Source organism: Candidatus Binataceae bacterium, from assembly GCA_035508495.1.
Classification (GTDB): Bacteria; Desulfobacterota; Binatia; order Binatales; family Binataceae; genus JASHPB01.
Genome location: DATJMX010000015.1, coordinates 1 through 23311, shown reverse-complemented (window position 1 = coordinate 23311; position 23311 = coordinate 1). Strand labels below are relative to the sequence as shown.

General features: G+C 61.9%; 21 protein-coding genes. 11 read left to right on the top strand and 10 right to left on the bottom strand.

The window, feature by feature from the left end; translation table 11 throughout:
* Position 1 precedes the first annotated feature (1 nt).
* Positions 2 to 1153, top strand: a complete 1152-nt coding sequence (locus VMA09_05200; GenBank protein ID HUA32980.1) for an efflux RND transporter periplasmic adaptor subunit — start codon at positions 2 to 4, stop codon at positions 1151 to 1153.
* Here the strand turns inward: VMA09_05200 and rsmB are convergent.
* The 3 genes from rsmB to def are packed head-to-tail and all read right to left on the bottom strand — an operon-like array spanning position 1150 to position 4026.
* On the bottom strand, positions 1150 to 2538 hold the full coding sequence (gene rsmB / locus VMA09_05195; protein ID HUA32979.1) for a 16S rRNA (cytosine(967)-C(5))-methyltransferase RsmB: 1389 nt from the start codon (positions 2536 to 2538) through the stop codon (positions 1150 to 1152). The genes VMA09_05200 and rsmB overlap by 4 nt on opposite strands.
* Positions 2535 to 3476: a methionyl-tRNA formyltransferase gene (fmt, locus tag VMA09_05190; protein ID HUA32978.1), complete on the bottom strand. Its 942-nt coding sequence runs from the start codon at positions 3474 to 3476 to the stop codon at positions 2535 to 2537. The genes rsmB and fmt overlap by 4 nt, the downstream gene beginning before the upstream one ends.
* A 7-nt stretch (positions 3477 to 3483) precedes the next feature.
* On the bottom strand, positions 3484 to 4026 hold the full coding sequence (gene def / locus VMA09_05185) for a peptide deformylase (protein ID HUA32977.1): 543 nt from the start codon (positions 4024 to 4026) through the stop codon (positions 3484 to 3486).
* Positions 4027 to 4131: 105 nt separating this feature from the next.
* On the opposite strand from def, the gene VMA09_05180 reads away from it, so the two are divergent.
* Positions 4132 to 4713: a DUF308 domain-containing protein gene (locus tag VMA09_05180; protein HUA32976.1), complete on the top strand. Its 582-nt coding sequence runs from the start codon at positions 4132 to 4134 to the stop codon at positions 4711 to 4713.
* A 180-nt stretch (positions 4714 to 4893) separates the two neighbouring features.
* Here the strand turns inward: VMA09_05180 and VMA09_05175 are convergent, their stop codons facing one another.
* Both VMA09_05175 and priA read right to left on the bottom strand, forming a co-directional pair.
* A complete protein-coding gene (locus VMA09_05175; protein HUA32975.1) occupies positions 4894 to 5829 on the bottom strand; it encodes an alpha/beta hydrolase in 936 nt (311 codons plus the stop codon).
* 10 nt (positions 5830 to 5839) lie between these two features.
* Positions 5840 to 8296, bottom strand: a complete 2457-nt coding sequence (priA, locus tag VMA09_05170; protein HUA32974.1) for a primosomal protein N' — start codon at positions 8294 to 8296, stop codon at positions 5840 to 5842.
* 199 nt (positions 8297 to 8495) lie between these two features.
* Between priA and aroC the strand changes: the two genes are divergently transcribed.
* The 4 genes from aroC (at position 8496) to VMA09_05150 (ending at position 11719) form a co-directional block, all read left to right on the top strand.
* Entirely contained in the window at positions 8496 to 9662 is a 1167-nt protein-coding gene (gene aroC, locus VMA09_05165; GenBank protein HUA32973.1) for a chorismate synthase, read from the top strand.
* A gap of 23 nt (positions 9663 to 9685) precedes the next feature.
* Positions 9686 to 10255: a shikimate kinase gene (locus tag VMA09_05160; GenBank protein HUA32972.1), complete on the top strand. Its 570-nt coding sequence runs from the start codon at positions 9686 to 9688 to the stop codon at positions 10253 to 10255.
* Positions 10237 to 11313 carry a 3-dehydroquinate synthase gene (gene aroB, locus VMA09_05155; GenBank protein HUA32971.1) on the top strand — a complete coding sequence of 359 codons (1077 nt, stop codon included), beginning with the start codon at positions 10237 to 10239 and terminating at the stop codon, positions 11311 to 11313. The genes VMA09_05160 and aroB overlap by 19 nt, the downstream gene beginning before the upstream one ends.
* A 184-nt stretch (positions 11314 to 11497) precedes the next feature.
* Positions 11498 to 11719 (top strand): helix-turn-helix domain-containing protein, encoded by a 222-nt coding sequence (locus VMA09_05150; protein HUA32970.1) that lies wholly within the window; start codon positions 11498 to 11500, stop codon positions 11717 to 11719.
* 53 nt (positions 11720 to 11772) lie between these two features.
* Here VMA09_05150 and VMA09_05145 read toward each other — a convergent pair whose 3' ends face one another.
* The 4 genes from VMA09_05145 to VMA09_05130 form a co-directional block, all read right to left on the bottom strand.
* The gene (locus VMA09_05145) at positions 11773 to 12726 is read right to left on the bottom strand and encodes a hypothetical protein (protein HUA32969.1); all 954 of its coding nucleotides are present in this window, start codon (positions 12724 to 12726) and stop codon (positions 11773 to 11775) included.
* Between the two features lie 259 nt (positions 12727 to 12985).
* Entirely contained in the window at positions 12986 to 14413 is a 1428-nt protein-coding gene (glnA, locus tag VMA09_05140) for a type I glutamate--ammonia ligase (protein HUA32968.1), read from the bottom strand.
* Positions 14414 to 14699: 286 nt separating this feature from the next.
* Entirely contained in the window at positions 14700 to 15713 is a 1014-nt protein-coding gene (locus tag VMA09_05135; GenBank protein HUA32967.1) for a DUF1646 family protein, read from the bottom strand.
* Positions 15714 to 15826: 113 nt separating this feature from the next.
* Entirely contained in the window at positions 15827 to 17371 is a 1545-nt protein-coding gene (locus VMA09_05130) for an outer membrane beta-barrel protein (protein HUA32966.1), read from the bottom strand.
* 294 nt (positions 17372 to 17665) lie between these two features.
* On the opposite strand from VMA09_05130, the gene VMA09_05125 reads away from it, so the two are divergent.
* The 5 genes from VMA09_05125 (at position 17666) to VMA09_05105 (ending at position 22688) form a co-directional block, all read left to right on the top strand.
* Entirely contained in the window at positions 17666 to 18832 is a 1167-nt protein-coding gene (locus tag VMA09_05125) for an acyl-CoA dehydrogenase family protein (GenBank protein HUA32965.1), read from the top strand.
* Between the two features lie 2 nt (positions 18833 to 18834).
* On the top strand, positions 18835 to 19197 hold the full coding sequence (locus VMA09_05120) for an FxLYD domain-containing protein (GenBank protein ID HUA32964.1): 363 nt from the start codon (positions 18835 to 18837) through the stop codon (positions 19195 to 19197).
* Between the two features lie 296 nt (positions 19198 to 19493).
* Positions 19494 to 19922 (top strand): helix-turn-helix domain-containing protein, encoded by a 429-nt coding sequence (locus VMA09_05115; GenBank protein HUA32963.1) that lies wholly within the window; start codon positions 19494 to 19496, stop codon positions 19920 to 19922.
* 154 nt (positions 19923 to 20076) lie between these two features.
* Complete coding sequence (locus VMA09_05110; protein HUA32962.1) at positions 20077 to 21369, top strand: ACS family MFS transporter; 1293 nt, start codon at positions 20077 to 20079, stop codon at positions 21367 to 21369.
* Positions 21370 to 21446: 77 nt separating this feature from the next.
* On the top strand, positions 21447 to 22688 hold the full coding sequence (locus VMA09_05105) for an MFS transporter (protein ID HUA32961.1): 1242 nt from the start codon (positions 21447 to 21449) through the stop codon (positions 22686 to 22688).
* Positions 22689 to 22702: 14 nt separating this feature from the next.
* Here the strand turns inward: VMA09_05105 and VMA09_05100 are convergent.
* Positions 22703 to 23311: hypothetical protein (locus VMA09_05100; GenBank protein HUA32960.1), on the bottom strand; the 609-nt coding region annotated here is incomplete at its 5' end.

Genomic DNA, 23311 nt, shown 5'->3' with positions numbered 1-23311 from the left:
TATGGCATCGATGGAAGAAGAAGATCCGCGCAATGTGAAGCTCACGAAGCCCGGCAAGTTTTTCGTGGCCGGGTGGATCGTGGCGGTGGCGATGGTGGTGGTGGCGACGGCGGGCCTCGTGCTCGCGCGCGATCTCTGGATTGGGCGGCAGACTTCCGAGCTCCAGCAGGAGGCTGACCGCGGTCCGCACGTGCTCGTCGCCGCAATCGGTCATAGCGTCGATCGCCGTCAGATTTCGCTACCCGCGACAATCCGCGGCTTCAACGAGACGCAGATCTACGCGAAAATTCCCGGTTACCTCAAGAAGATCTTCGTCGATAAAGGCGATCGCATTCGCGAGGGCGAGGTGATCGCGCTCATCGACTCGCCCGAGCTCGATCAACAGGTTGCTAACGCGCTGGCTACTTTGAAGCTTGCGCAGGTCACCGACCGCCGCAATCAGCTCCTCGTGCAGCAGGGCGTCGTATCGCAGCAGTCGGCCGACGAGACGCATCAGACGATGCTCGCCGACAAGGCTGCTTACCAGCAACTCGTCTCGGAGCAGGACTACAAGGTCATCAAGGCGCCGTTCGATGGAATCGTGACCGAGCGCGAAATCGATCCCGGTCACTTGATTCCGCAGTCGACGTCGGGCGCCGCCGCGACTGGGGCCGCAGTGGTATCGGTCGCGACGCTGAAGCCGCTTCGGATCTTTGCTTATGTGCCGCAGAACGTCGCGCCATTCATCCAGAACGGCGACCAGGCGGCGATCACGGTCACTGAGTATCCGGGCCGCAAGTACACCGGCACCGTGACGCGGCATCCCGAGGCGCTCTCGCCCAACACGCGCACGATGCTGGTCGAGGTCGATTTACCCAACCAGGATGTGTCTTTGCTGCCCGGAATGTACGCGACCGCCGGCTTTACGGTGAACGTCACGGGAGGCACGCCGATGGTTCCCGATGACGCGCTGGTCTTTCGCGACGGCAAAGTCTACGTGCCGGTCGTGGCGCAGAACCATCTGCATCTGGTGGAGGTCGCGCTCGGCTACGACAACGGCGAGCAAGTCGAGATCACAAACGGACTCAGCGGCAACGATACCGTTGCGCTCAACGTCGGGCAGGCCGCCCGCGACGGCGAGCCTGTCCAGCCAGTGCAGCAGGACAGTCACTAAGCCGCGCGCCGCACGAGTCGCGCCGCATAGAAGCCATCCAGGCCGCCCAAGTCGGGACGGGTTTTCATCGTGCCTGATTCGTCGAGCAAATCTTTGGTCTCGCCGATGTTCGGCGGCTTGCGATCGATCTCGAACTCCGGGTGGCGACTTAGAAACGCGTTTACGACGCCTTCGCCTTCTTCCGGCGCGAGGCTACACACTGAGTACACAATTACGCCGCTCGGACGAACCAATCCCGCCGCATTCGACAGCATCCGCAATTGAAGCGCCGCCATCCGCGCTGGATCGTCGGGACTCAGACGCCATCGAATCTCCGGATGCTCGCGCAGTGTGCCAAATCCCGTGCACGGCGCGTCGAGCAGGACGTGAGTGAGGCTTGCCGCACGCAGTGGCGCCGCCTTCGACATATCGGCGCGAACAAAATCGAGATTCCGATGACCGAGGCGTTGTGCCAGGCCGCGCGCGTTCTGCAATCCGCGCAGATTCAAATCGAGCGCGATTACGCGTCCATTACTGCCGACGAGTTCCGTGAGGTGAGTCGATTTGCCGCCGGGCGCGGCCGCGCAATCCGCGACGATCGCGCCGCGCGATGGTGCGAGCATCCGCACCACGAGCTGCGACGCCTCCGACTGCGGATGAAAGATGCCGTCGCGATAGGCAGCGGAATCGAAGCGCGCCGCACTCTCGAGAATTGCGGTCTCGGGAGCGCGGCCGCCGTCGCCGATCTCAAACTCTTCGGCGCGAAGCCTCGCGATGATGTCCTCGCGAGTGCTGCGCGCGAGATTCAGCCTGATTGCGTTGGGCGCAGCCTCGTTGTTCGCCGCCATCAACCGCTCCGCCGCTTCGACGCCGAACCATGCGATGAAGCGCTCGACCATCCAGCGTGGATGCGAGAGCTTCACGGTCAGATGATGCACTTCGTTTTTTTCGCGCGGCGGCAGCGGCACCGTTTCGCGCGTGGCGCGGCGCATTACGGCGTTGATGAATCCTGCGGCGAGGCGCGCGTCGCCGGTGCGCTTCGCCAGCGACACGGCAGTATCGACAATCGCATGTTGCGGCACTCGATCGAGGAAACGGAGCTGAAAAAGTCCGAGTCTCATGATCGCGAGCGCCGCCGGCTGGATCCCATCGAGCGGGCGGCCGGTGAACTGCGCGAGCTCATAGTCGAGTCGACCACGCCATGCGATCGTGCCAAGCACGAGGCGCGTGATCAGCCGGCGATCGTTGGGTGCGAATGCGGGCAGCCGTTCGCCGAGCAGCAGATCGGCGAATGCACCGTGCTCCTCGACACGGCGCAGAATATCGAGCGCGGTGGCGCGCGAATCGAGGCCCTCGCCTTCAGTGCGCGGCGTGCGCCGGCGGACTATGATCTGCCGGTCGCTCACTGGAAACGCGTGCCGGCTTCGAGCCGCTTGCCGCGCGCCCAATCGAGCGCGGGAATTCGCTTGCGCCCGGGAGCCTGAACTTCGACGAGTGCGAGCTGGCCGCGACCGCATTGCACGACGACGTCAGGTTTAATGCTTACGATCGTTCCCGGTGCGTCGCTTGCGGATTCGTCAACGACGCGAGCGCGCCAGATCATCAATTTCTCGCTATTGAACTTCGTGCGCGCCACCGGCCACGGATCGTAAGCGCGAATTGCGCGTTCGATTTCTGGCGCGGTGCGGCTCCAGTCGACCACTGCGTCCTTCTTTTCGATGATGCCGGTGAACGTCGCGAGCGACTCGTCCTGCGGCGTCTCGACCAGCGTTCCGTTGACGAGCTGCTCGAGCGCGTCGAGCAGAGCCACGGCGCCGAGCTCGGCGAGTTTCTCCTTGAGCGTGCCTTGCGTATCGTCAGATGCGATCGGAATCGTGCGCTTCAGGATCGTCGGACCCGCATCCATCTTCTCGACGACGCGCATGATCGTAACACCCGTCAACTTGGCGCCCGCGAGGATCGCGCCTTCGATCGGTGAGGCGCCGCGATGCCGAGGCAGGAGCGACGCGTGCACGTTCATCGGCATGATCCGCGGCGCGTCAAGAATCGACTGCGGCAGAATCCGACCGTAGGCCGCGACGACAATCAGATCCGGCTCGAATGATTTCAGCTCCGCCAGGAATTCCTTCGTGCGAATTTTGGTCGGCTTGAGTACCGGGATTCCGAGGCTTGCGGCCGCCGATCCCACTTCACTCGGCTCCATGACGAGCTTGCGGCCGCGCGGCTGGTCGGGCCGCGTGATTACGCCGACGACGCGATACTTCGACGCGTCGGCCGCCGCGAGGCGTTCCAGGATATGGGCCGCGAGCGCGGGCGTGCCCATGAAAACGATGCGCAGCGGCAATCGAATATCAGATACGGACCTTGGAGGGGCGTTCGAGATCGGCCTTGCCCTCCTTGATCATCTTGTTGAGTTTGCGTTTGTACAGCTCGCGCTTGATGCGGCTGATGCGATCGATGAAGAGCTTGCCGTCGAGGTGATCGATCTCATGCTGCAGCGCCACGGCGAGCAGCTCGTCGGCTTCGATTTCGATCTGCTTCTGTTCGGGCGTCCACGCGCGCACCAGCACGCGCTGCGCGCGCTCGACATCGGCATTGTAATCGATGACCGACAGACATCCTTCTTCCCAGATGATCTTACCCTCGGCTTCGACGATTTCCGGGTTGATGAGCTTGAGCAGATGCTTGCCGGGATTTTCGTGATCGGTATCGATCACGACGACGCGCTGCGATTCGCCCACCTGCGGCGCGGCGAGACCCACGCCCGGCGCGGCGTACATCGTCTGCGTCATGCTATCGATAAGACCCGCCAGCTTGCCGTTGATATTCGCGACCGGCTTGGCCGGCTGTTTCAAAACGTCGTCGGGAAATTTTCTGATTTTGAGAAGCGCCATGTCATTTCTGATTTTACCAAAGCATCCCCAATGCCGATAGTTGGCGCGGCAGGGGTCTAGCCAATAGCCTACAAAGCGTTAGGATTCGTCGGCAGGAGGACGAACATGGCTGCATCGGCAACGCCCGGGATCTTCGAACGCGCGCGCTCACAATGGGGATGGGTTTTAGCGATGGGCATCGGGCTCATCGTGCTTGGTTTTATTGCACTCACGGATACGGTGGTCGCAACGCTGGTGTCGGTGACACTGCTCGGATGGATCCTGATCTTCACGGGAATTTTCCATGCTGTGAACTGGTTCCGCGGGCGCGAAGTGCGCAGCGTCTGGCATTTGATCAGCTTTGTGCTGGACCTCGTCGTCGGCGGGCTGTTGCTGGTCGATCCAGGGATGGGCGCGCTGACGTTGACGCTCGTGCTGGCGATCTTCCTGCTGGTCGGCGGCTCAATGCGCCTGTTCTATGCAATCTCGTCATCGGCGCCGCATCGCGGATGGGCGATACTCGACGGCGGCATCTCCGCGCTCTTGGGAATTTTGCTGTGGGTGCATTGGCCGGCATCGGGCGTATGGTTCATCGGCTTCGCAGTTGGCGTGCAACTAATCTTCCGCGGCTGGTCGTGGATCATCCTCGCGATGTGGCTAAGAAAACCACCCGCGGCAGGCGGCCCGATGGCACCGTCGCCCGCGTAGGAGAATCTCCACATTTTGGCTGGCGCCTAATCTTTATGTAGTGGGGCTGGCGTCGCTGTCCGCCATAGAGACGGCGCGTTGCGCCTTTCCATGCTGAACAAAAGGTGGCGCGAGCCGGGCGGCTCGCGCATCTTAATGGCGGGCAGGGACACCCGCCCCACTACGATAAGAGTGGTCGAGTCATACGGCGCCGAGGCCGAGCGGGCGCAGGAAGTCCTCCATTGCGCGGATGCATTCCTCGGGGCGCTCGATTTGGAGGAAGTGCGATGTTTCCGGGATCGACTCGTAGTTGATGCCGGTGTCCTCGGCGAGCGCCTTGCCGATCAGCGTTGGAGCGTCGGCGCCTTCCAGCGTCGGGTCACCGCATACCAGTTTGATCGGGACCGGGCTGTGCGCGAGGCGCGTCCACAGGTTGACGTCGCTGGTCGATGAAAACACGTGCGCCTCGTACTCGCGCGGGCAGGCGAGCACCCATTCGTCGCTCGCGCGATCGTGACGGAGAGTCGCGCGCGCCATCAGCTCGTAGGCCTCGGGCCGCCAGCGCTTGAAGCGCCGCTCGAACTGCCGCGCCAGCTCCATCGGATCCTTGTAACTCGGCGGCCGGCGCCGCGCGCGATCGGCGAGTCCGCCCTTATCGGTTTTCTGAAAATGCTTCAGCAGATCGTGACCCTCGCGCGGCACGATCGGCGGATCGAACAGCACCAGCGCATCGAAGCGGCGGCCGTGCGAAAGTGAATGGATCGCGGCGACCACGGCGGACATTGAGTGAAACACACCCGCGGCAGGCTTCGCGCCGAGTTCGCGATCTATCGCCTGGTAAATCGTTTCCATGTCGTCGGGAAAATTCGCCCACGAATGGCCTTCGAGCGTGTGCAAGGGATTGCGTCCATGATTGCGCATGTCGAACAGCACGACTTCGTAGCGCTCGCGGAGCGGGCCCCAGAATGGCAGGTAGCCATCGATCGCGAGGCCATTGCCGTGACTCAGCATGAGCCGCGGCGCGTCGGGCTTGCCGTGCTGCCGCACGCGGATAATCGCGCCGTCGCGAAGCGTGACTTCGAACGAATGCCGCGCCGGCGGCACATGATGAACTTCCTGATGCTCATGCTCACTCATGGTTGATTTCTTACAGCATCCTAACCGGATCGACATCCGTAATCAGATAGACGTGATCGCGCTCCGCCTGCGGGCCGACTTCCGAGCGCATCGAAGCGAGCGCCGCACGCATCGGGCGCAACTCGCGCGACTTTATCATCACCTGCCATCGGTAGCGCTGCTTGATGCGCTCGATTGGCGCCGGCGCGGGGCCCAACACCCGGATGCCCTCAGGCGAAGCGGCGCGCGCGAGCGAGGCGGCCACGGCGTCAGCCACGCGCGCGACGAGCCGCGGCTCCGCGCCTTCGATCCGCACCATCGCAAGGCGCGCAAAGGGCGGATACATCAGCTCGCGGCGCAATTGCAACTCGCGGCGGATGAAACGCGCGTAATCCTGATCGCGCGCGGCGCGAATACTGTAATGGTTGGGCGCGTAGGTCTGGATTATCACGCGGCCGGGACGCTCGCCGCGTCCCGCGCGTCCCGCGACCTGCGTCAGCAACTGAAAGGTGCGCTCGGCGGAGCGGAAGTCGGGCATATTGAGGCCGAGGTCGGCGAGCACCACGGCGGCGAGCGTCACGCCAGGGAAATCGAAACCTTTGGTGATCATCTGCGTGCCGATCAGGACATCGATTTCGCCGGCGCGGAGTTCGGCCAGGATTCGAGCGCGCGCGCCCTTGCGCCCGCTCGTATCGGAGTCCATCCGCTCGATATGCGCTTCGGGCAAGAGCTCCGCGAGCCGCTGCTGCAGGCGCTCGGTGCCGAAACCCTCACCGCGCAGGCCGAAGGCGTGGCATTCGGGACATTCGTCCGGCGCGGCCATCCGGTTGCCGCAATAATGGCATCGAAGCGAGCGATCGCGCAGATGAAACGTCATGCTCACCGAGCAGTCGGGACAGGCGATCACGACGCCGCAGGTGTGGCACTGGAGAAAATTGTGATAGCCGCGGCGGTTGAGGAACACCATGCTCTGGCCGCGCGCGACGAGGTTGGCTTTGAGCGCTTCGATGAGAGTCGTGGAAAGCGGGATCGCATCTGCAGCAGCGCTTTCACTGTTTCCATTCGTGGAGGGCGGCGGTTTGGCGGGAGATTCGGCGTTCTCGCGCCGCATGTCGATTACTTCGACCTGCGCGAGCGGGCGATCGTTGATTCGGCGCGTCAGGCGCAGCAGACGGTAGCGTCCGCGGCGCGCGTTGGCGAATGATTCGGCCGACGGCGTCGCCGAGCCCATCACGACCGGGCACTTCGAGAATCCCCCGAACGCAACGGCAAGGTCGCGGCCGTGATAGCGGATGCCTTCCTCGTTTTTGTAGGCGGCGTCGTGTTCTTCATCGACAACGATCAAGCCCGCGTCGGCGAGTGGCGCGAAGATCACGGAGCGCGGGCCGATCATGATTCGCGTCGTGCCGCCGAGCGCCGCCATCCAGCTTGCCCATCGTTCGGCGACGTTCTGCGCGCTGTGCGCGACGCCCACCATCGCGCCGAAGCGGGCGCGGAACGCGCGCACGATTTCGTCGGCGAGCGCGATCTCGGGGACCATCACGAGCACGTTGCGGCCGGCGGCGATCGTGCGCGCGGCGAGATTCAGATAGACCTCGGTCTTGCCGCTCGCGGTAACGCCCCAGAGCAGGAACGTCTCGAAGCGGCGGCTCGCGATCGCGGGCGCGATCGCATCGACGGTGAGCCGTTGCTCATCGGTGAGGTCGAACCCGGGGAGCATATTGGGAGCGGCACGCTCGGCTTTTTCGATCGCGACAAGGCCGCGGCGCTCGAGGCTGCGCAGCACTGGCATCAGTCCTTCGATTTCGACTTTGAGTTCATCGAGCAGGCGCCCCGCAGCGCCGCCAGGTTCGAGCGCCGCGACGACTTCGCGCTGCTTGGGGCCGCGAATCGTATCGAGCTGCGCGCCAGGGACGACCCGCGCGACGAGATCGGCGGTCTCGCGATGGCGTCCGCGCGTCGTATCTTTGCGCACGGCGAAGCCGTCGTTCAGCATCCGCGAAATTGCGTTGCGAACTTCGCTCGGCGGGCCCAGCTTTTCGAGTTGACTCGATGTCATCGCACGGCGCGCGAGCGCATCGAATACTGCCCGCTCAACGCGGGTGAATGTGGCGCGGGCGAGAGGGTCGGGCGCTCGGCCGAGCGCATAAGCGGCCCGCGATTCGATGCGTGCGACGGAAGGCACGACGCTGCGATAAGCGTCGGCGAGCGGCGCCATGTAGTAGGAGGCAAGGAACGCCATCAACTCGAGATGGGCCTGGTCGAAAAGCGGACGCTCGTCGAGAACTTCGAGCAGCGGCTTGAGATTGGCGCTAGAAAGATCGTCTCCGGTCGCGGTGACGACGCCGGTGACCTTGCGCGAGCGCAGCGGCGCGAGCACGCGATGCCCTGGAGCCACGCGATCGGCAAGCGCAGGCGGGACGGCATAGGTGAGCGCATCGAATCCGCGCGTCGCGCCGACCAGCACTACGTTTGCTTGCGTTACCACTATGCAGAATCCTGCTTACGGCTTTTTCTTATAGGCTCTCCCGCGTTGCGGGCGAGGTTATAGGAAGATTGGCGCGAGAGGCCGCTCGAAATCTACACTACCGATGGCGATGGTGCCCGCTTTCGCCGCCCGGCGTAGTCTGGTTGAATCGACATACCCGGTCGCGCCGTTATGGCGCGGCGTACAGGATATCCAACTGATGCTGCGTTTTCTGACTGCCGGTGAATCTCACGGCCCCGAACTTGTCGCGGTGGTCGAGGGCGTGCCCGCCGGCTTCCATATCGACCTTGCCGCAATCAACAACGACCTCGCGCGTCGCCAGAAAGGTTATGGCCGCGGCGGCCGCATGCTGATCGAAAAAGACGAAGCGCGTCCCGTCTCCGGAATCCGCTTCGGCACGACGATGGGCAGCCCGATCACGTTCATTGTCGAGAACCGCGACTTCAAAAACTGGACGAAGCGGATGTCGGCCGACCCCGCTGATCGCGGCGAAGCGAAAGTCGTCACGCGGCCGCGCCCGGGACATGCCGACCTCGCCGGCATTCTCAAGTACGATCTGGACGATATCCGCGACGTGCTGGAACGCGCGTCGGCGCGCGAGACCACCGCGCGCGTAGCGATCGGCGGCCTCGCGAAGGAACTCCTCAAACCGTTCGGCATTACCGTGCTCGGCTACTGCGTGAGTATCGGCGCGACCGAGGCGAAAACGCCTGAGAATCTCAGCCTCGAAGAGCTGGCGCGTGTCACCGAGGAATCGCAGGTACGCGTTGCGGATCCCGAAGCCGAGAAGAAGATCATCGCGGAGATCGATGCTTGCAAGGGCACCGGCGACACTCTTGGCGGTATCGTCGAAGTGGTCGCGGTGGGGCTCCCGGTCGGCCTCGGCAGCTACGTGCAATGGGATCGCAAGCTCGATGCGCGCCTCGCGTTCGCGCTGATGAGCCTGCAGGCGACCAAGGGCGTGGAGTTCGGAATCGGATTTACGGCAGGGCGCGTGCGTGGCTCTGCCCTGCACGACGAGATCGGATACGACCGCGAGGAGCGGCGCTTCACGCGCCATTCGAACAACTCTGGCGGCAGCGAAGGCGGGATGAGCACGGGTGAGCCGCTGCGGGTGCGCGTCGCGTTCAAGCCGCTCTCCACACTGATGCAGCCACTGCGCTCGGTCGATGCGAAGACCAAAGAGGAAGCGCTCGGCACGATCGAGCGTTCCGATGTGTGCGCAATTCCCGCCGCCGCGGTGATCGCGGAGTCGGTAGTAGCGTTCGTGCTGGCACAGATGTTTATCGAAAAATTTGGCGGCGACTCGCTGACTGAAATTACGCGCAACTGGCAGGGCTATCTCGAACAAGTGCGCGACTATTGAGCGCGCGTGCGGCGCGATCTGCGATGACTCCGAAGCTAATCCTCACCGGCTTCATGGCGACCGGCAAAAGCGCCGTCGGCCACGTGGTCGCGGCGCGGCTTGGATGGGAACTTATCGATACCGACGCGGAAATCGTGAGGCTTGCGGGCAAGCCGATCGCGCAAATTTTCGCTGATGAGGGCGAGGCGCGGTTTCGGCAGATCGAGCGCGAGGTGATCGCGTCGATCGGTCGGAGCCATCGCCGATGCCCGCTTTGCCATGGGCATTATCCGGCCGTAGTTTCGACAGGAGGTGGCGCGCTGGTCGATGAATCGAATTGCGCGGCGCTCAAGCGCGCGGGCGTCGTGGTATGCCTCACGGCGCGCGCCGAGGTTATTGCGGCGCGCGTCGAGCGATCGCATGCCAAGCGCCCCAAGCTGACGGAGGGCAGCAAGCCGGTCCTCGACCGAATCAACGAGCTGATGGCGGCGCGTGCCGAAGCCTATGCGCGTGCAGATGTCTGCGTCGATACGTCGGACATCTCGATCGCCGAGGCAGCAGAACGCGTTATCGAAGGTTTCAACAATTACAAACGATGCAATCCTTCCGCGTAGAACTGGGACCCGCTTCGCACGACGTGCACGTGGGGAGCGCGCTGCTCGACGAGCTGGGCGCGCTCGCGCTCGGTGCGGGCCTGAAGCCCGCGAAATCGATCATCGTGACCGATTCGAACGTGACGCAATTCTATGGAAAGCAGGTCACCGGTTCGCTCGAGCGTGCGGGTTTTTCGGTGCAGCTCCTGACGATACCGGCGGGCGAACAAAGCAAGTCGGCGGAGGTTATTGCGGCGATCTACGATATGATGACCAATCTCGGCATCGATCGCTCGGGGACTGTGTTCGCGCTGGGCGGCGGCGTGGTTGGTGATCTCGCCGGCTTCGCGGCGGCGACCTATCTGCGCGGGATCGCGGTGGTGCAGATTCCCACGACGGTCACGGCGCAGGTCGATTCGTCGCTCGGCGGCAAGACTGGGATCAATCATCGGCTGGCGAAGAATCTGATCGGCGCGTTTCATCAGCCGCGGCTGATTGTCGCAGATATCGACACGCTGTCGACATTGCCAGACCGCGAGTTTCGCGAGGGTCTCGCCGAAGTCATCAAGTATGGCGCGATCATGGATGCGCCGATGATCGTCAGCCTGGAGCACGGCCTCGAGGCGATACTGGCGCGCAACCAGGGCGCGCTCGAAGAGATGGTCGCGCGCTCGCTCAAGCACAAGGCCGCCGTCGTCTCCGCCGACGAACGCGAGGGCGGGCTGCGCAAGATCCTCAACTTCGGGCACACGATCGGCCACGCGATCGAGGCCAGTGCCGGCTACGGCGAGTACCTGCATGGCGAGGCGGTTGCGATCGGGATGGTCGCAGCGGCGCGGCTGTCGAGCCTCCATTCGGGTCTTTCGGCCGACGAATCGTCGCGTCTGTTTCGTTTGATCGAGCGAGCAGGGTTGCCGGTGGAAATGCCTTCGGAATGGCGGGACGAGAGCTTTATGAGAGCGCTGAGGCTCGATAAAAAGCGCAGTGACGGCGGGGTGGAGTTCGTTCTTCTCGACCGGCTGGGTCACGCGCTCACGCGGAAGCTGGACGTTGACTCAATTGTAGCATTGTTAAACTAAATGGTTTCTGCAGTGCTACAAGTAACAAATTTTGTTGTTTCAACCCTGCAACAGCTTGCGCGCACTGCGCAGCTATGTTGTCTTTAATGCATACTACTAACGCTCGCCGGGCTTATTGGCCCGATTCTCTTGTTCTGCGGTCTGCGAGCAAGGGAAGGGGGAGGCGTGGGACGCTGAGGTGTTTATGGAACGGTTTGATCAGATGAAAAGCAGGGTTCTTACGGTCCAGGAAGTGTCGAACTATCTACGCGTCCACCCCTCGACGATCTACAGGATGCTCAAGCGCAACCAGATTCCGGCCTTCCGGGTTGGCAGCGACTGGCGCTTCACGGTGGAAGCTATCGATAGGTGGCGCTCGCAGGCGGAATCGTCTGCTCTGCAGCCGGAAGTAAGATCCGCGAAGTAGGAAATGGCAGAAGGGGCCGGATTGAGCCGGTCCCGCCCCTTCCACCTTCCAAATCAGTTTCCGAAGAAGCGGCGCGGATTCTCGACCAACATCGACTTCACTTTTGCCTCGCTGACTCCAGCGCGCTTTAGTGCGGGCACGATGTTCTTGAATACATGGGTCGGCGTCCAGTTCTCGACACCCTTTGCCAGCTCGGGCGGTAGTTCCATGCCGCGGCCGAGCCAGCATGCGACGCTATCGTGTGACAGGACGATCTGCGATTCGTAGCCCACACCGGCGAGGCCGATCAACGCCGCCAGCCGCAGCTTGTCCGGATGTATGAAGTCCAGGCCGAAGCGGTCGAAGCCGAGGACGCATCCGCGATCCAGCATATCGGTGTGATACTTCAAATCCGCTGACCCGCAGCTGTGCCCGATAATCACGTGGCGGAGGTCAACGCCCTCTGATGCGAAGATGTCGAGCTGCTCGCGGCCCATCGTGCCTTCCTCAGTATGGGTCGTGATGGGCACTCCCGTCTTCTTGTGCGCGCGCGAGGCGGCGCGCAGGCACATCTCCTCGTACTTGGTAACTTGGCCCTTGCCGGTCGCGCACTTGATGATACCGGCGCGGATCCCGGTCCCGGCGATGCCTTTTTCGATCTCAGAGGTGTAAACGTCGGCAATATCGTCGATGGTGCGCTGCTTGAAGTAAGCGGTGTTGCCGAGGTCTTCCTTGTAGAGTCCCGTCGCGCAGATGATGTTGACGCCGGTCGCGGAGGCGACTTCAGCCATGAAGCTTACGTCGCGTCCGATATCCATCGGGCACGGATCGACGAAGGTCTGAAGTCCAAGGTCGCGCGTCTCCTTGAGGCGCTCGGTGCAGTTCTTGAGCGCGGTCTTGCGATCGAACTTTGGCGCGGCGGAATCGAGCTCCCATCCGGCCCATCCGATCAGCAGATGCTCATGCATCAGGGTGGTGCCGAGCTGCTCGGGCGAAATCGTTCCTGTGACGGTGTTAATTGACGGCATGGCAGTAGCTCCTTTGCCGAAAGACTCGCGAGCGATGAGGGTGAACTTAGTCCGCGCCAATCGCGATCGTCAAACGAGAAGGCAATTCCGCGCCTCTGACTTTTCTGGGTTTCCTCCCTTGTCTCTGATCCCCTCTCCTAGGATAAGGAGCGGGAACCAGAAGAGAAGGCGAGGGGGCCAAAAAACAGGGAGAGGAGTAGAAAACGGCGGCGGGATTCGGTCCCGCCGCCGTTGGTTTCGAAATTGACGCCGTTTTTTCTTACGCGTCGTAGTAGAGCGCGAATTCGTAGGGATGCGGACGGAGGCGGATCGCGCTTACTTCCTTGCTCATCTTGTAGTCGATCCAAGTCTCGATCAGATCCTCGGTGAACACGTCGCCCTTCAGCAGGTACTCGTGATCCTTCTTGAGATTCTCGAGCGACGCTTCGAGTGACGGCGGCATGCTCGGCACTTCGGCAAGCTCGGCCGGCGACAGGGCGTAGATGTCCTTGTCGAGCGGCTGGCCCGGATCGAGCCGGCGCTGGATACCGTCGAGACCCGCCATCAGCATCGCTGAGAACGCGAGATACGGATTGCAGGTCGGGTCGGGGAAGCGCACTTCGATTCGCTTGGCCTTGGGCGACGGCGAGTACATCGGGATACGCACCGAGGCCGAGCGGTTGCGGCTCGAGTATGCGAGGTTGATCGGCGCTTCGAAGCCCGGCACGAGGCGGCGATACGAGTTAGTACCGGGGTTGGTGAACGCGGCGATCGACGGCGCGTGATGGAGGATGCCCGCGATGTAGTGCATCGCCAGCTCCGACATCCCGGCGTAGCCCGAGCCCGCGAACAGTGGAGTCTCGCCCTTCCAGATGCTCTGGTGGGTATGCATTCCCGTGCCGTTGTCGCCGAAGATCGGCTTGGGCATGAAGGTCGCCGTCATTCCATGACGCTTGGCGACGTTCTTCACGATGTACTTGTACCAGGTCAGCCAGTCGCCCATCTTCACCAGCGACTGGAAGCGCATGTCGATTTCAGCCTGACCGGCGGTCGCGACCTCGTGATGCTGCTTCTCGACGCGGATGCCGACGCGCTCCATCTCGAGCACCATTTCGGTGCGGATGTCCTGCAAGCTGTCGGTCGGGGGAACGGGGAAGTAGCCTTCCTTGTTGCGGACCTTGTAACCGGTGTTGAGCCCGCCGAGAACGGCATCCTGGCGGCCGCTGTTCCAATTACCTTCGTTAGATTCGATGTGGTAGTAGCTCGAATTCTGCGTGGTATCGAAGCGCAGACCGTCGAAAATGAAAAACTCGGGCTCCGGGCCGAAGAAGGCGACGTCACCGATGCCGGTAGACTTCAGATAAGCCTCGGCCTTCTTTGCGATGTTGCGCGGGTCGCGGGTGTAGTCGGCGCGGGTGATCGGATCCGAGATGTCGGCGATCAAGCTGAGCGTCGGGTCCTTGGTGAAGGGATCGAGCACCGCGGTGTCTGGATCAGGGATGACCAGCATGTCGCTCGCGTCGATCGCCTGCCATCCGCGAATCGACGATCCGTCAAAGCCAAGGCCCTCTTCGAACGGGGCCGTGTCTTTGAACTCCGAGATTGGAGCGGAGAAATGCTGCCACGTGCCGAGCAGGTCGATAAACTTGATATCGACCATCACCACTCCCTTATCTTTGATAAACTGCAGTACCTCTTTAGGCGTCATCGAACGACTGTCCCTCCTCGCCGCTAATACGGGGCGGCGAACCCTTCATCTCTAAAAGCCAAATTGGTTTGGTTGTGGGCGGCAGCCGATCGAAGAGAGCGGGGAATCCTCCGCCAAGTCGAAACCGAAACCAACCGCCTTGGTTTCATCATGAAATCCGAGTTATCGCAAATGCACTCAAAAAAGGCATTCGACGCCTGTTTGCGCAGCAAACTGGCGCCGTTGCCATCGCGCTTCCCTTGAAACTCGAACGCAGGTGGCCCTTTTAGCGTCCCGCTCTTCGCTTTCATGAGGCAAGCTTGAGTACAGCAAAATAGATACCCAGCAGCACGATTCCAATGGGAACTCCGACGCGAGCCCATCGCTGGCTGTCGATCCTGAGCGCACCGGCGCTCACGATATTCGGAATATTGCCCGGAATCAGCATCCCGCCCGAGACGAGGAGAGAGATAATCGCCTCGCGTGCGCGATCCAGCGGCATCTGATGAACTTCGAGTGCAACCAGCGTGGCGTTGTCGAGCGCGGCCGACACCATGTTGGCGAAGAAGAGCGCGTCGTTCGAGAGCATCGCAACGTACTTGGTCGCGATCGGACCGTAGGCGTGGCTGATCAATACCAGGCCTGCGACGAAGGCGAAGACCTTTGCGGTTTGAATCACGATCGAGCTGACGGTCTGATCCTTGTGAGCCGTTCCTTGCGCATGAACGTAATCGCCGCGCGCTAGGAATCCGGCCAGTAGCGCGGTGGCGACGACACCGGGAATGACCCATGGTGCGAGTAGCTCAAACAACCCAAAGAAGCTGAGATTGAGCGCATAGGCGGCCAGCGTCGAGAGCGGCTCCCCAATCGGAGTGAGCGAGGCGCCCATCCCGACGGCGAAGCATGCCGCGACTGTCACGGTTGGCCGTCGTTCCGGTTCCAGATGCAGCAGTCCAATGACCTGCACGAGGACCAGGGCGGCAACGATCGCGGTGATAAGGCTCGCCAGCATTGCGATCGCAAAAATCGATACGGCAGCCAGCATCCCGCGCGAGGCCTTTGCTCGCAGCCCTCCGAACGCGTCGTCGATACGCGGTCCGACCCAGCGGAAGATCAGAGCTGCAACGAAAACCGCGGCGCTTATCTCCAACGGCTCGGTGAGCGCCTCTTTCAGCAGATGCGCACTGAAGCCTTCGCCGATCAGCGTCGCGATAACGCCGAGGACGAGAAAGTACGCCTCGATGTTGTGCTCGACGGACGCAACGGCGAGCGGACCGAAGAGCAGCAGGACGAGCAGGATGACGCCGGCGGTTTCGTTCATCGCGCAGACACTGGTATCAGGCGCCGCAGCTTAAGCGAAGATCGGGATTCGAAAAAGGAGAGGGGCGGCATCGCGCCGCCCCTCCTGTGAACTTGCTGAGTACCTCCGCAGGTTTAGAAGGCGTAGATGAGGGAACCCGTGAGGGTGTCCTGTCCGCGCCAGAGCTGCTGAGCCGGTTCGTTTTGAGTCGTAGAGTTGTTGGTTACGAAGTTGTTGTTGGTGAAGTAGTGTTTGCTCGAGTTGTCGTGCCGATACTCGAGGCGCGCGAGCAATCCTGTAACCTCAGGCACCTTGTAAGTGAGCGTCTGCGTGACTTCCCACAGGTTCTGGCGGGCGGGGCCGGTGCCATTGGGAGGGCTGTTGGGTCCAGGGCCGTCAAGAACCTCCGCAGTGCGGGCGCCGTCCATATCGTCGAACCATTCACCGCGCGTCGCAAACTCCCACTCCTTCCAATCGTAGACGAAGTACTGAGCCACGCCCTGCCAACTCGCACTGTGGCCGTTGACGACGGGGCCGCTCTCAGAGGCGTACAGATACTCGGTCTGGAAAGTGGTGTTGGGCAGGAAGCCGGGCTTCAACGTGAGGATTGGATCGATCGCACCAAGGTTCGAATTCGAGGTGCCAGTTGCGACGTTCGTTCCAAGAGCGCTCGCCGTGTTCACAAGGTTGGGGCCCCAGATGCCATTGACCACCAATGCATAATTCTTGTCTTTGGTGTTCAAGGTTAGCTCGCCCTCGTAGTTCGGCCCATTGTTGCTGAGCTGGGCCGGATTATCCCATCCGTTGTTCACGCCACCGGTGAAGGCGACGTAGTCGTTGAACGTATACGAGCCGCGGATACCGGTGTGGGTCAGCGGTTCGCCAAGGGTGAACAGCAGGCCGCGCGTCTCGTTGTAGTTCTGGTTGGTATAGGTCGGGATGATTTCGGCGCCGAGCAGGGTGACGAAGCGTCCGCCCTGGAGCGCGATTCCCGAGCCGAGCGGCAGTGTGTATGTCAGGTAGTACTGCGTCGGATCGATCCACGTGCCGCCCGAGCCGAAGCCGTTCGAGTTACCGGCGGTGTTCGAGTAGTGCGTTACAGACGAGACGGAGTTGGCGACCTGGCCGACGTTGATATCGGTCACGAAGCCCACCGTTCCGTCCTTCTCTATATGCAAGTTGCCCTGCGTGAGCTGGAAGCCGTTGTTATCCCAGGCGTGGGTCAGGTTGACGTTGTTGATCGGCTGGTTGAAATTGTGCTCATAACTGGCATCGACCAGGCCGTGCACTTTGATGCCGAGGTCAGTTTCGATTTGAGTCTTGAAATCGCCAAAGTTCTTTTCGTCAACCGCGACGTGTTGCCCTACCGTCGTCGGGGCCGCGCTCCCAGCCGGAGGCGCGACCGTGATTGCGGCTTCGATCTGCTTCATCTCGCCGGTGTTCTCGTCGGTCTGCTTCTGCAGGTTGCCGACCTGTCCCGCGAGGGCGTTGAGGCGCTGATCCTCCGACACGCTGGTCGTGACCGTGGTAGTAGTCGTGGTCTCTTCCGCGTGATGGTGATGCACCTTCTTTTTGCCGGTGGCCGCCCATGCGCTGGCACTGGACAGCATCGCGACGGTTACTACGCCGGCGATGAGCCGTGCTCTGCCCGGTACGGCAGGTTTATTCGGAATGTTCACTCTATCCTCCTCCAAGCGGCCCCCTCGGCCGCGTTCACTTTGCCCAAACCAATGGGACGCTGGTGATGAACCGCGTTGCACGTTTACAAGATTCGTACCGTCAGCTTAGGGAGGACGAGCAAATAAAGTGTGGAGAAATCGACAAAATTTCCATTTGCCCTGAAAATGTGACCGGAAAATGACGCCCGTCGGATGGGCAGGTGCCGAAGTTTTACGCATCCAGGCTGCGCCTTATCACCGATCGATAGGTTCCAAAACATCCTCGATCGGTTCACTTTGGAATGGAGATGAACGATGAATTTTGAACTGACCCAGGCCCAGGAAGAGATCGTCCGCCAGGTTCGCGCCTTGTGCCAAGGATTCCCCGACGAGTATTGGCGCGAGCGCGATCGCAAGGCGGAGTTCCCCCACGACTTCTACGCCGCCATCGCCAAGGCCGGTTACCTCGGCGTCGCGATACCGGAGGAGTACGGCGGCAGCGGCCTTGGAATCACCGAGGCCGCGCTCGTGATGCGGGAGGTCGCCGCATCAGGTGCGGCGATGGCGGGTGCGAGCGCTATCCACCTGTCGATTTTTGGTGTGAGCCCGCTAGTCTTTCACGGCAGCGAGGAGCAGAAGAAACGCTACTTGCCCAAAGTCGTCAGCGGGGAGATGCACGTGGCGTTCGCGGTGACCGAGCCTGACGCCGGCAACGACATCACGCACATAAAGACGGCGGCGCGCCGCGAGGGCGATTCATACGTGATCAATGGGCGCAAGGTCTTCACCACCAAGGCGCGCGAAGCCTCGCGGATGCTCCTGCTGACCCGCACCACGCCGTTTGAGCAGGTGAAAAAGAAAACCGACGGCATGAGCTTGTTCTTCGCTGAGCTCGAGCCGTCGGCCGTCGAGGTCCGGGAACTCGAGAAGCTCGGCCGCGCAGCGGTCGACACCAACATGTTGTTCATCGATAACCTGCGCACGTCCGCCGACGACCTGATCGGCGGCGAGGGCCGCGGCTTTCATTGCCTGCTCGACGGACTCAATCCCGAGCGAATCCTGGTTGCGGCAGAAGCGATCGGAATCGGACGCGCGGCGCTCGCGCGGGCGGTGCGCTACGCCAACGAGCGCGTGGTATTCGATCGGCCCATCGGCAAGAACCAGGCGATCGCGCATCCGCTGGCGGATTCCTACTCGAAGCTCGAAGCGGCGGAGCTCATGATGCTCAAGGCGGCCTGGCTGTTTGACAATCGCAAGCCATGTGGCCCCGAGGCCAACATCGCAAAGCTGCGCGCGGCGGATGCGGGCTTCGAGGCCTGCGATCGTGCGGTGCAGACGCTCGGCGGCTACGGTTATATCCGGGACTACGACGTCGAGCGCTATTTTCGCGAATGCCGGCTCATGAAGATCGCGCCGGTCTCGCAGGAGATGGTGCTGAACTCGATAAGCGAGCACGTGCTCGGCCTGCCGCGGTCGTACTGAACGTGAAGCGTCGCAATCGGACGGGAGCGGCCATCATCGTGGTGGCGGCTATCGCTTTCGTCGGATGGGTTTTCTATTCGCTCACGCGTGTTGAACCGATGAAGGTTGTCGCCAGTCACCTTGATCGCGGCAACCACTCTGTTAAGGTAACTGGGAGCGTAGAGAACACAGGCAATCAGGTAGCGGCGGTCGAGATTGAGATTCGATATTTCGACGCTGACGGCAAGTCAATGGCGAGTGACAAGGTAGCTATCGGCTCGTTGCAGCCCGGTGCGAGCGTCACATTTACCGGGCCGGCGCATCCCGACAACGTGGCAAGTTATTCGATCTATTTGAATCACGGACGAAATCCCTACGGAAACTAGGCGTTCGCCGGCTTTTTCCTCTGAAACCGAAAATATTTCCCTACGTACTGTAAGCAGCCGAATTCATTTTTCCGTAATGAAGATTTTATTGGATGCGAACGTCTAATCCCTAAGCAGCGACGAGAAAGATGAAGCGGTTTTCTGCTCTATGATGCGTTTATCCGCACATATGGCTCACTCAGATTGCCATTCAGTGGTACTGATGGTACTAATTGTAGAGCCAAATTTCACTGAAATTGTAATGAGGACGAAGTCTGTCCTTTGACCGAAATCAAGGGTTGCAGGGGATTATGCCAATGGCACGGCCGAAAGAACGTACGTTTGGGCAAGTGATTCGCGAGCGGCGCCGCCAGCTCGACCTGACTCAGGAAGAAGTGGCCCGTCGGATCAAGACGTCCACGCCCTATGTCGGACATCTCGAATCAGCCAAGCGTCATCCATCCGACAAGATCGTAACCCGGCTCGCTGAAGTGCTCGGCCTAGATCGGCGCGAGTTGTTCTTCCTGGCGAATCCGCGCGCGCAGGCGTTGCTCACGCCCGAGCCCGACAAGGCAACGCGCTCGGCTTGGGAAGATTTCAGGCGCAACGATCAGCTCCGCCGCGTTCATCACATTTCCGAAGAGGAGATGGAGATGCTCGGGCGCGTAGCGCTGCTAGGTGAAGTGCGTTCGCCGCGCGACTTCATCTATATCCTGAACACGGTGCGCCACGCGGTAGGACGGTGAGAAGCCGACCTCGGCCGCTCCGCGTCTCGCTCGCTGACTCCCAATAATCAAAGGCACGCCTGCCGCCCACGCGTGAAACTCGCGCGTGGGCGGCTGGTCTTGCTCCGCGCTGGTAGCGCGAGGCCGCGGCGGATAAGCTTGGCCCGCCGCTGCGATGAATGCCGCCGTCTCCCGCGCTCCTTCGCCTACGACTCAGGCTCGATGGCCCGAGCGTTACACGATTGTCGCGCTCTTTTTCCTTAGCACCGCACTCTGTTACATCGACCGTGTAAGTATTTCCGTCGCGATCATCCCGCTCGCCAGCCAGTACCATCTTGATTCGGCCGCGCAGGGCATCGTCCTGTCGGCCTTTTTCTGGGGCTACTTGTGGCCGCAGCTTCTGGGCGGATGGATGGCGGATCGCTTCGGCGGCTACCTGGTGCTCGCGGCGGGCGTCGCAGTCTGGTCGCTCGCGACGATCCTGACCCCGCTCGCCGCCGCGCTCTCGTTCGCCACGCTGCTCGGAGTTCGCGTGATGCTTGGGCTGGGCGAGGGCATCAACTTTCCGTCGATTCACTCCCTCGCCTCACGATGGACGCTGCCGTCCGAGCGCACCCGCGTCATCGCGCTCAACTTCAGCGGGATGTATGTCGGCACGGTCGTCGCGCTGACGGCGACTCCCGCGATTATCGCGCATTTCGGATGGCCGTCGGTCTTTTATATTTCCGGCGGCATCGGCGCCGCATGGGTGGCAGTGTGGCTCGCCCGTTCCGCGGCTCAGCCTGAAAAATCGCCCCACGTCAGGGGCGACGAGCTCGCACTCATCACGGCCGGCCGCACAGCAGAAGCGGTCGCGGGCCCCGTGCCCTGGCGTCGGATTGTGCGCGAATCCGCCGTATGGGCGATCGTGCTGGCGCATTTCTGCAGCAACTTCGGCTTCAACATCCTGCTGCTCTGGCTGCCGACGTATCTGAAGCACACCTTCGGCATGTCGCTGAGCCGGGTCGGCCTCTATTCGCTCGTCCCATGGATCGCCACGTTCGCGACTATCAACACGGGCGGATGGATTTCCGACTTGCTGATCGCACGCGGCATGAGCGTGACCGTCGTCCGCAAGACTATGCAGGGCGTCGCGTTCTCTTTCGGTGCGCTGCCCCTGCTGATGATTCCCGCTGCGCATTCGCCCGCCGCGGCCATCGCACTGATCACCTTGTCGGCATCGGCAAACGGCCTCAGCCAGTCCGCCTACGGTGTCAATCATCTCGATGTCGGCCCATCCTACGCCGGACTCCTGATGGGGCTCTCGAACACGATCGCGACGGTGCCGGGAATCATCGGCGTTGCGATCGCGGGCCTGATCGTCCAGGTCACGCATTCGTTCGCCGGCGTCTTCTACATGATTGCCGCCGTCTATGTCGTCGGCCTCGCCAGCTATCTCAGCTGGGGCAGCGGCGAACAGCGCATTTAGCGCCGATGAAAAAGTTTATGGTGGCAATCCCGTAGTGCGCGGGATATACGGTCGTATGTCCAAGGAGTAGCCGCGCGATGGAAGACACCAAGCAGCTTTCAGCATATCGCTGGGTAATCGAAGTTCTCCTCTTCCTGTTGCTCTTCAGCCAGGCCGTGACGTGGCTCGCGCCCGCGCCAATCCTCGCGCCGATCATCAAATCGCTGGGACTCAAGCTCGGCCAGGCTGGCCTGATTATCTCGGTGATAGCGCTGTGCATCTCGGTGTTCTCGCTCTTGGGCGCGATGATCGCGGGACGCCTTGGTGCGCTCCGTGCGCTCATCATCGGCATCTGGCTGATGGCGATTTCCGCCATTCTGAGCGGCTTCACCCATTCGTTCGGCGCGCTGCTCGCGTGCCGCGTGGTCGAGGGCATCGGCTTTGGCGTGGTGATCGCGCCGCCCGGCACGCTCACGATGCAATGGTTCGGCGAGCATGAATGGCCCTATATCAACATGATCAATGCGCTCTGCTCGTATATTGGACTCACCGCCGTATTCTCCGTGACGGCGCCGCTTTACCTGGCACTCGGCCACTCATGGCAGAGCGTGCTGATGTGGTACGGGATCATGACTGCCGGAATTGCGCTCGCGTGGACGATCCTCGGCAGAGAGCGCGGCGAATCGCAGGATCCGTCGGTCGCCGCCCTGCCAGGCGGCTCGGCGCTCGGCGAAGTCGTCAAGATGCGCGACGTGCTGCTCATCGCGACCGGGCTCTTCGGCGGCATGTGGGTGTTCCAGCTCTACACTGCGTTCCTGCCGCAATACTTCCACGACGTGCGTGGCCTCGGCCTCGCGGAGGCATCGTCGCTGACGGCGGTCCTTCCGTTGACGGGCATCTTCGCGGCGGTAGGCGGGGGAATGGGAACGGGCTTCTTCGGGTTGAGGAAACCGTTCACCTGGCCCATCGCGATCTGCACGCTGGTAGGATGCGCCGGCGCGATCGTTTTCACTGATCCAGCGTCGATTCGGTTGTCGCTCGTGCTGGTCGGAATCGGAGCCGCCGGCTCACTCGCCGCGATTACCACACTGCTGATGGAACTGCCGGGCATGACTCCGGCCAAGATGGGCGCGGGCCTCGCGTTCGTCTGGTCGGTCGGCTACGCCGGCGCGTTCGCATCGCCATTCATCGGCGGCGTGCTCGCGAACTTTCTCGGCCTGCGCGCAGTGATGCTCGGCTTCCTGGTGTTCCAGTTCCTGCCCATCGGCGCGATGTACCTGCTCCCCGAAACAGGCCCAGGCCGAACCCGCCTCAGCCCCGCGGCGGCCACAGCGAAATAGCAGAGCAGACTTCCTCAACGCGGGAGCGGATGCTCCTTGCGCCACTCCGATGCTGCCTCGGCCATCGTGATGAATTTCACGTCGCGATGCGTCCCGATGTAGTCGATTAGCCGCTCCAGCATCAGCATCCGATGGCCGCGGCCGATGACCTGCGGATGCATCGTCAGCGTGTAGATGCCTTCGCCGACTCGCTCGTGAAGATAGTCGAAATCTCCAGCCCAGATTTCATACACCGCTGACGGCGACGACAATCCCTGCTGGATTCCCCAACGGCTCGTCACGTACTCGAAGGCAGGAAAATCGTCGAGGCCCCAGGTGAACGGAATTTCGACCACATCGACAGGCTTACCGAATTCGAAGGGGCCATCAGCGGCGGGATTGTCGCCGAGCCGCATGTAGTACGGCGAGAAGTCATCACCCATCAGGCTCGAATCGTAAGCAAAGCCGCGCTCCTGCAGCAGCTTGACCATGTTGAAACTAAGCCCCGCGCCCGGCGAGCGAAATCCAATCGGCTTGCGCCCGGTCATCCGCTCGAGCACAGCCGACCCGCGATCAAGAATCGCGGCTTCATCCTCAGGGCTCTTCGGTTGCGTGTGCAGATAGCCGTGATGTCCAATCTCATG

Bases quoted from the DNA above. Each gene is read 5' to 3' on its own strand.
- aroC (HUA32973.1), top strand. From the start codon at position 8,496: ATGCTGCGTTTTCTGACTGCCGGTGAATCTCACGGCCCCGAACTTGTC.
- VMA09_05110 (HUA32962.1), top strand. From the start codon at position 20,077: ATGAATGCCGCCGTCTCCCGCGCTCCTTCGCCTACGACTCAGGCTCGA.
- VMA09_05125 (HUA32965.1), top strand. From the start codon at position 17,666: ATGAATTTTGAACTGACCCAGGCCCAGGAAGAGATCGTCCGCCAGGTT.
- VMA09_05150 (HUA32970.1), top strand. From the start codon at position 11,498: ATGGAACGGTTTGATCAGATGAAAAGCAGGGTTCTTACGGTCCAGGAA.
- VMA09_05180 (HUA32976.1), top strand. From the start codon at position 4,132: ATGGCTGCATCGGCAACGCCCGGGATCTTCGAACGCGCGCGCTCACAA.
- VMA09_05135 (HUA32967.1), bottom strand. From the start codon at position 15,713: ATGAACGAAACCGCCGGCGTCATCCTGCTCGTCCTGCTGCTCTTCGGT.
- aroB (HUA32971.1), top strand. From the start codon at position 10,237: ATGCAATCCTTCCGCGTAGAACTGGGACCCGCTTCGCACGACGTGCAC.
- VMA09_05105 (HUA32961.1), top strand. From the start codon at position 21,447: ATGGAAGACACCAAGCAGCTTTCAGCATATCGCTGGGTAATCGAAGTT.
- VMA09_05175 (HUA32975.1), bottom strand. From the start codon at position 5,829: ATGAGTGAGCATGAGCATCAGGAAGTTCATCATGTGCCGCCGGCGCGG.
- VMA09_05145 (HUA32969.1), bottom strand. From the start codon at position 12,726: ATGCCGTCAATTAACACCGTCACAGGAACGATTTCGCCCGAGCAGCTC.
- glnA (HUA32968.1), bottom strand. From the start codon at position 14,413: ATGACGCCTAAAGAGGTACTGCAGTTTATCAAAGATAAGGGAGTGGTG.
- VMA09_05160 (HUA32972.1), top strand. From the start codon at position 9,686: ATGACTCCGAAGCTAATCCTCACCGGCTTCATGGCGACCGGCAAAAGC.
- VMA09_05200 (HUA32980.1), top strand. From the start codon at position 2: ATGGCATCGATGGAAGAAGAAGATCCGCGCAATGTGAAGCTCACGAAG.
- VMA09_05115 (HUA32963.1), top strand. From the start codon at position 19,494: ATGGCACGGCCGAAAGAACGTACGTTTGGGCAAGTGATTCGCGAGCGG.
- def (HUA32977.1), bottom strand. From the start codon at position 4,026: ATGGCGCTTCTCAAAATCAGAAAATTTCCCGACGACGTTTTGAAACAG.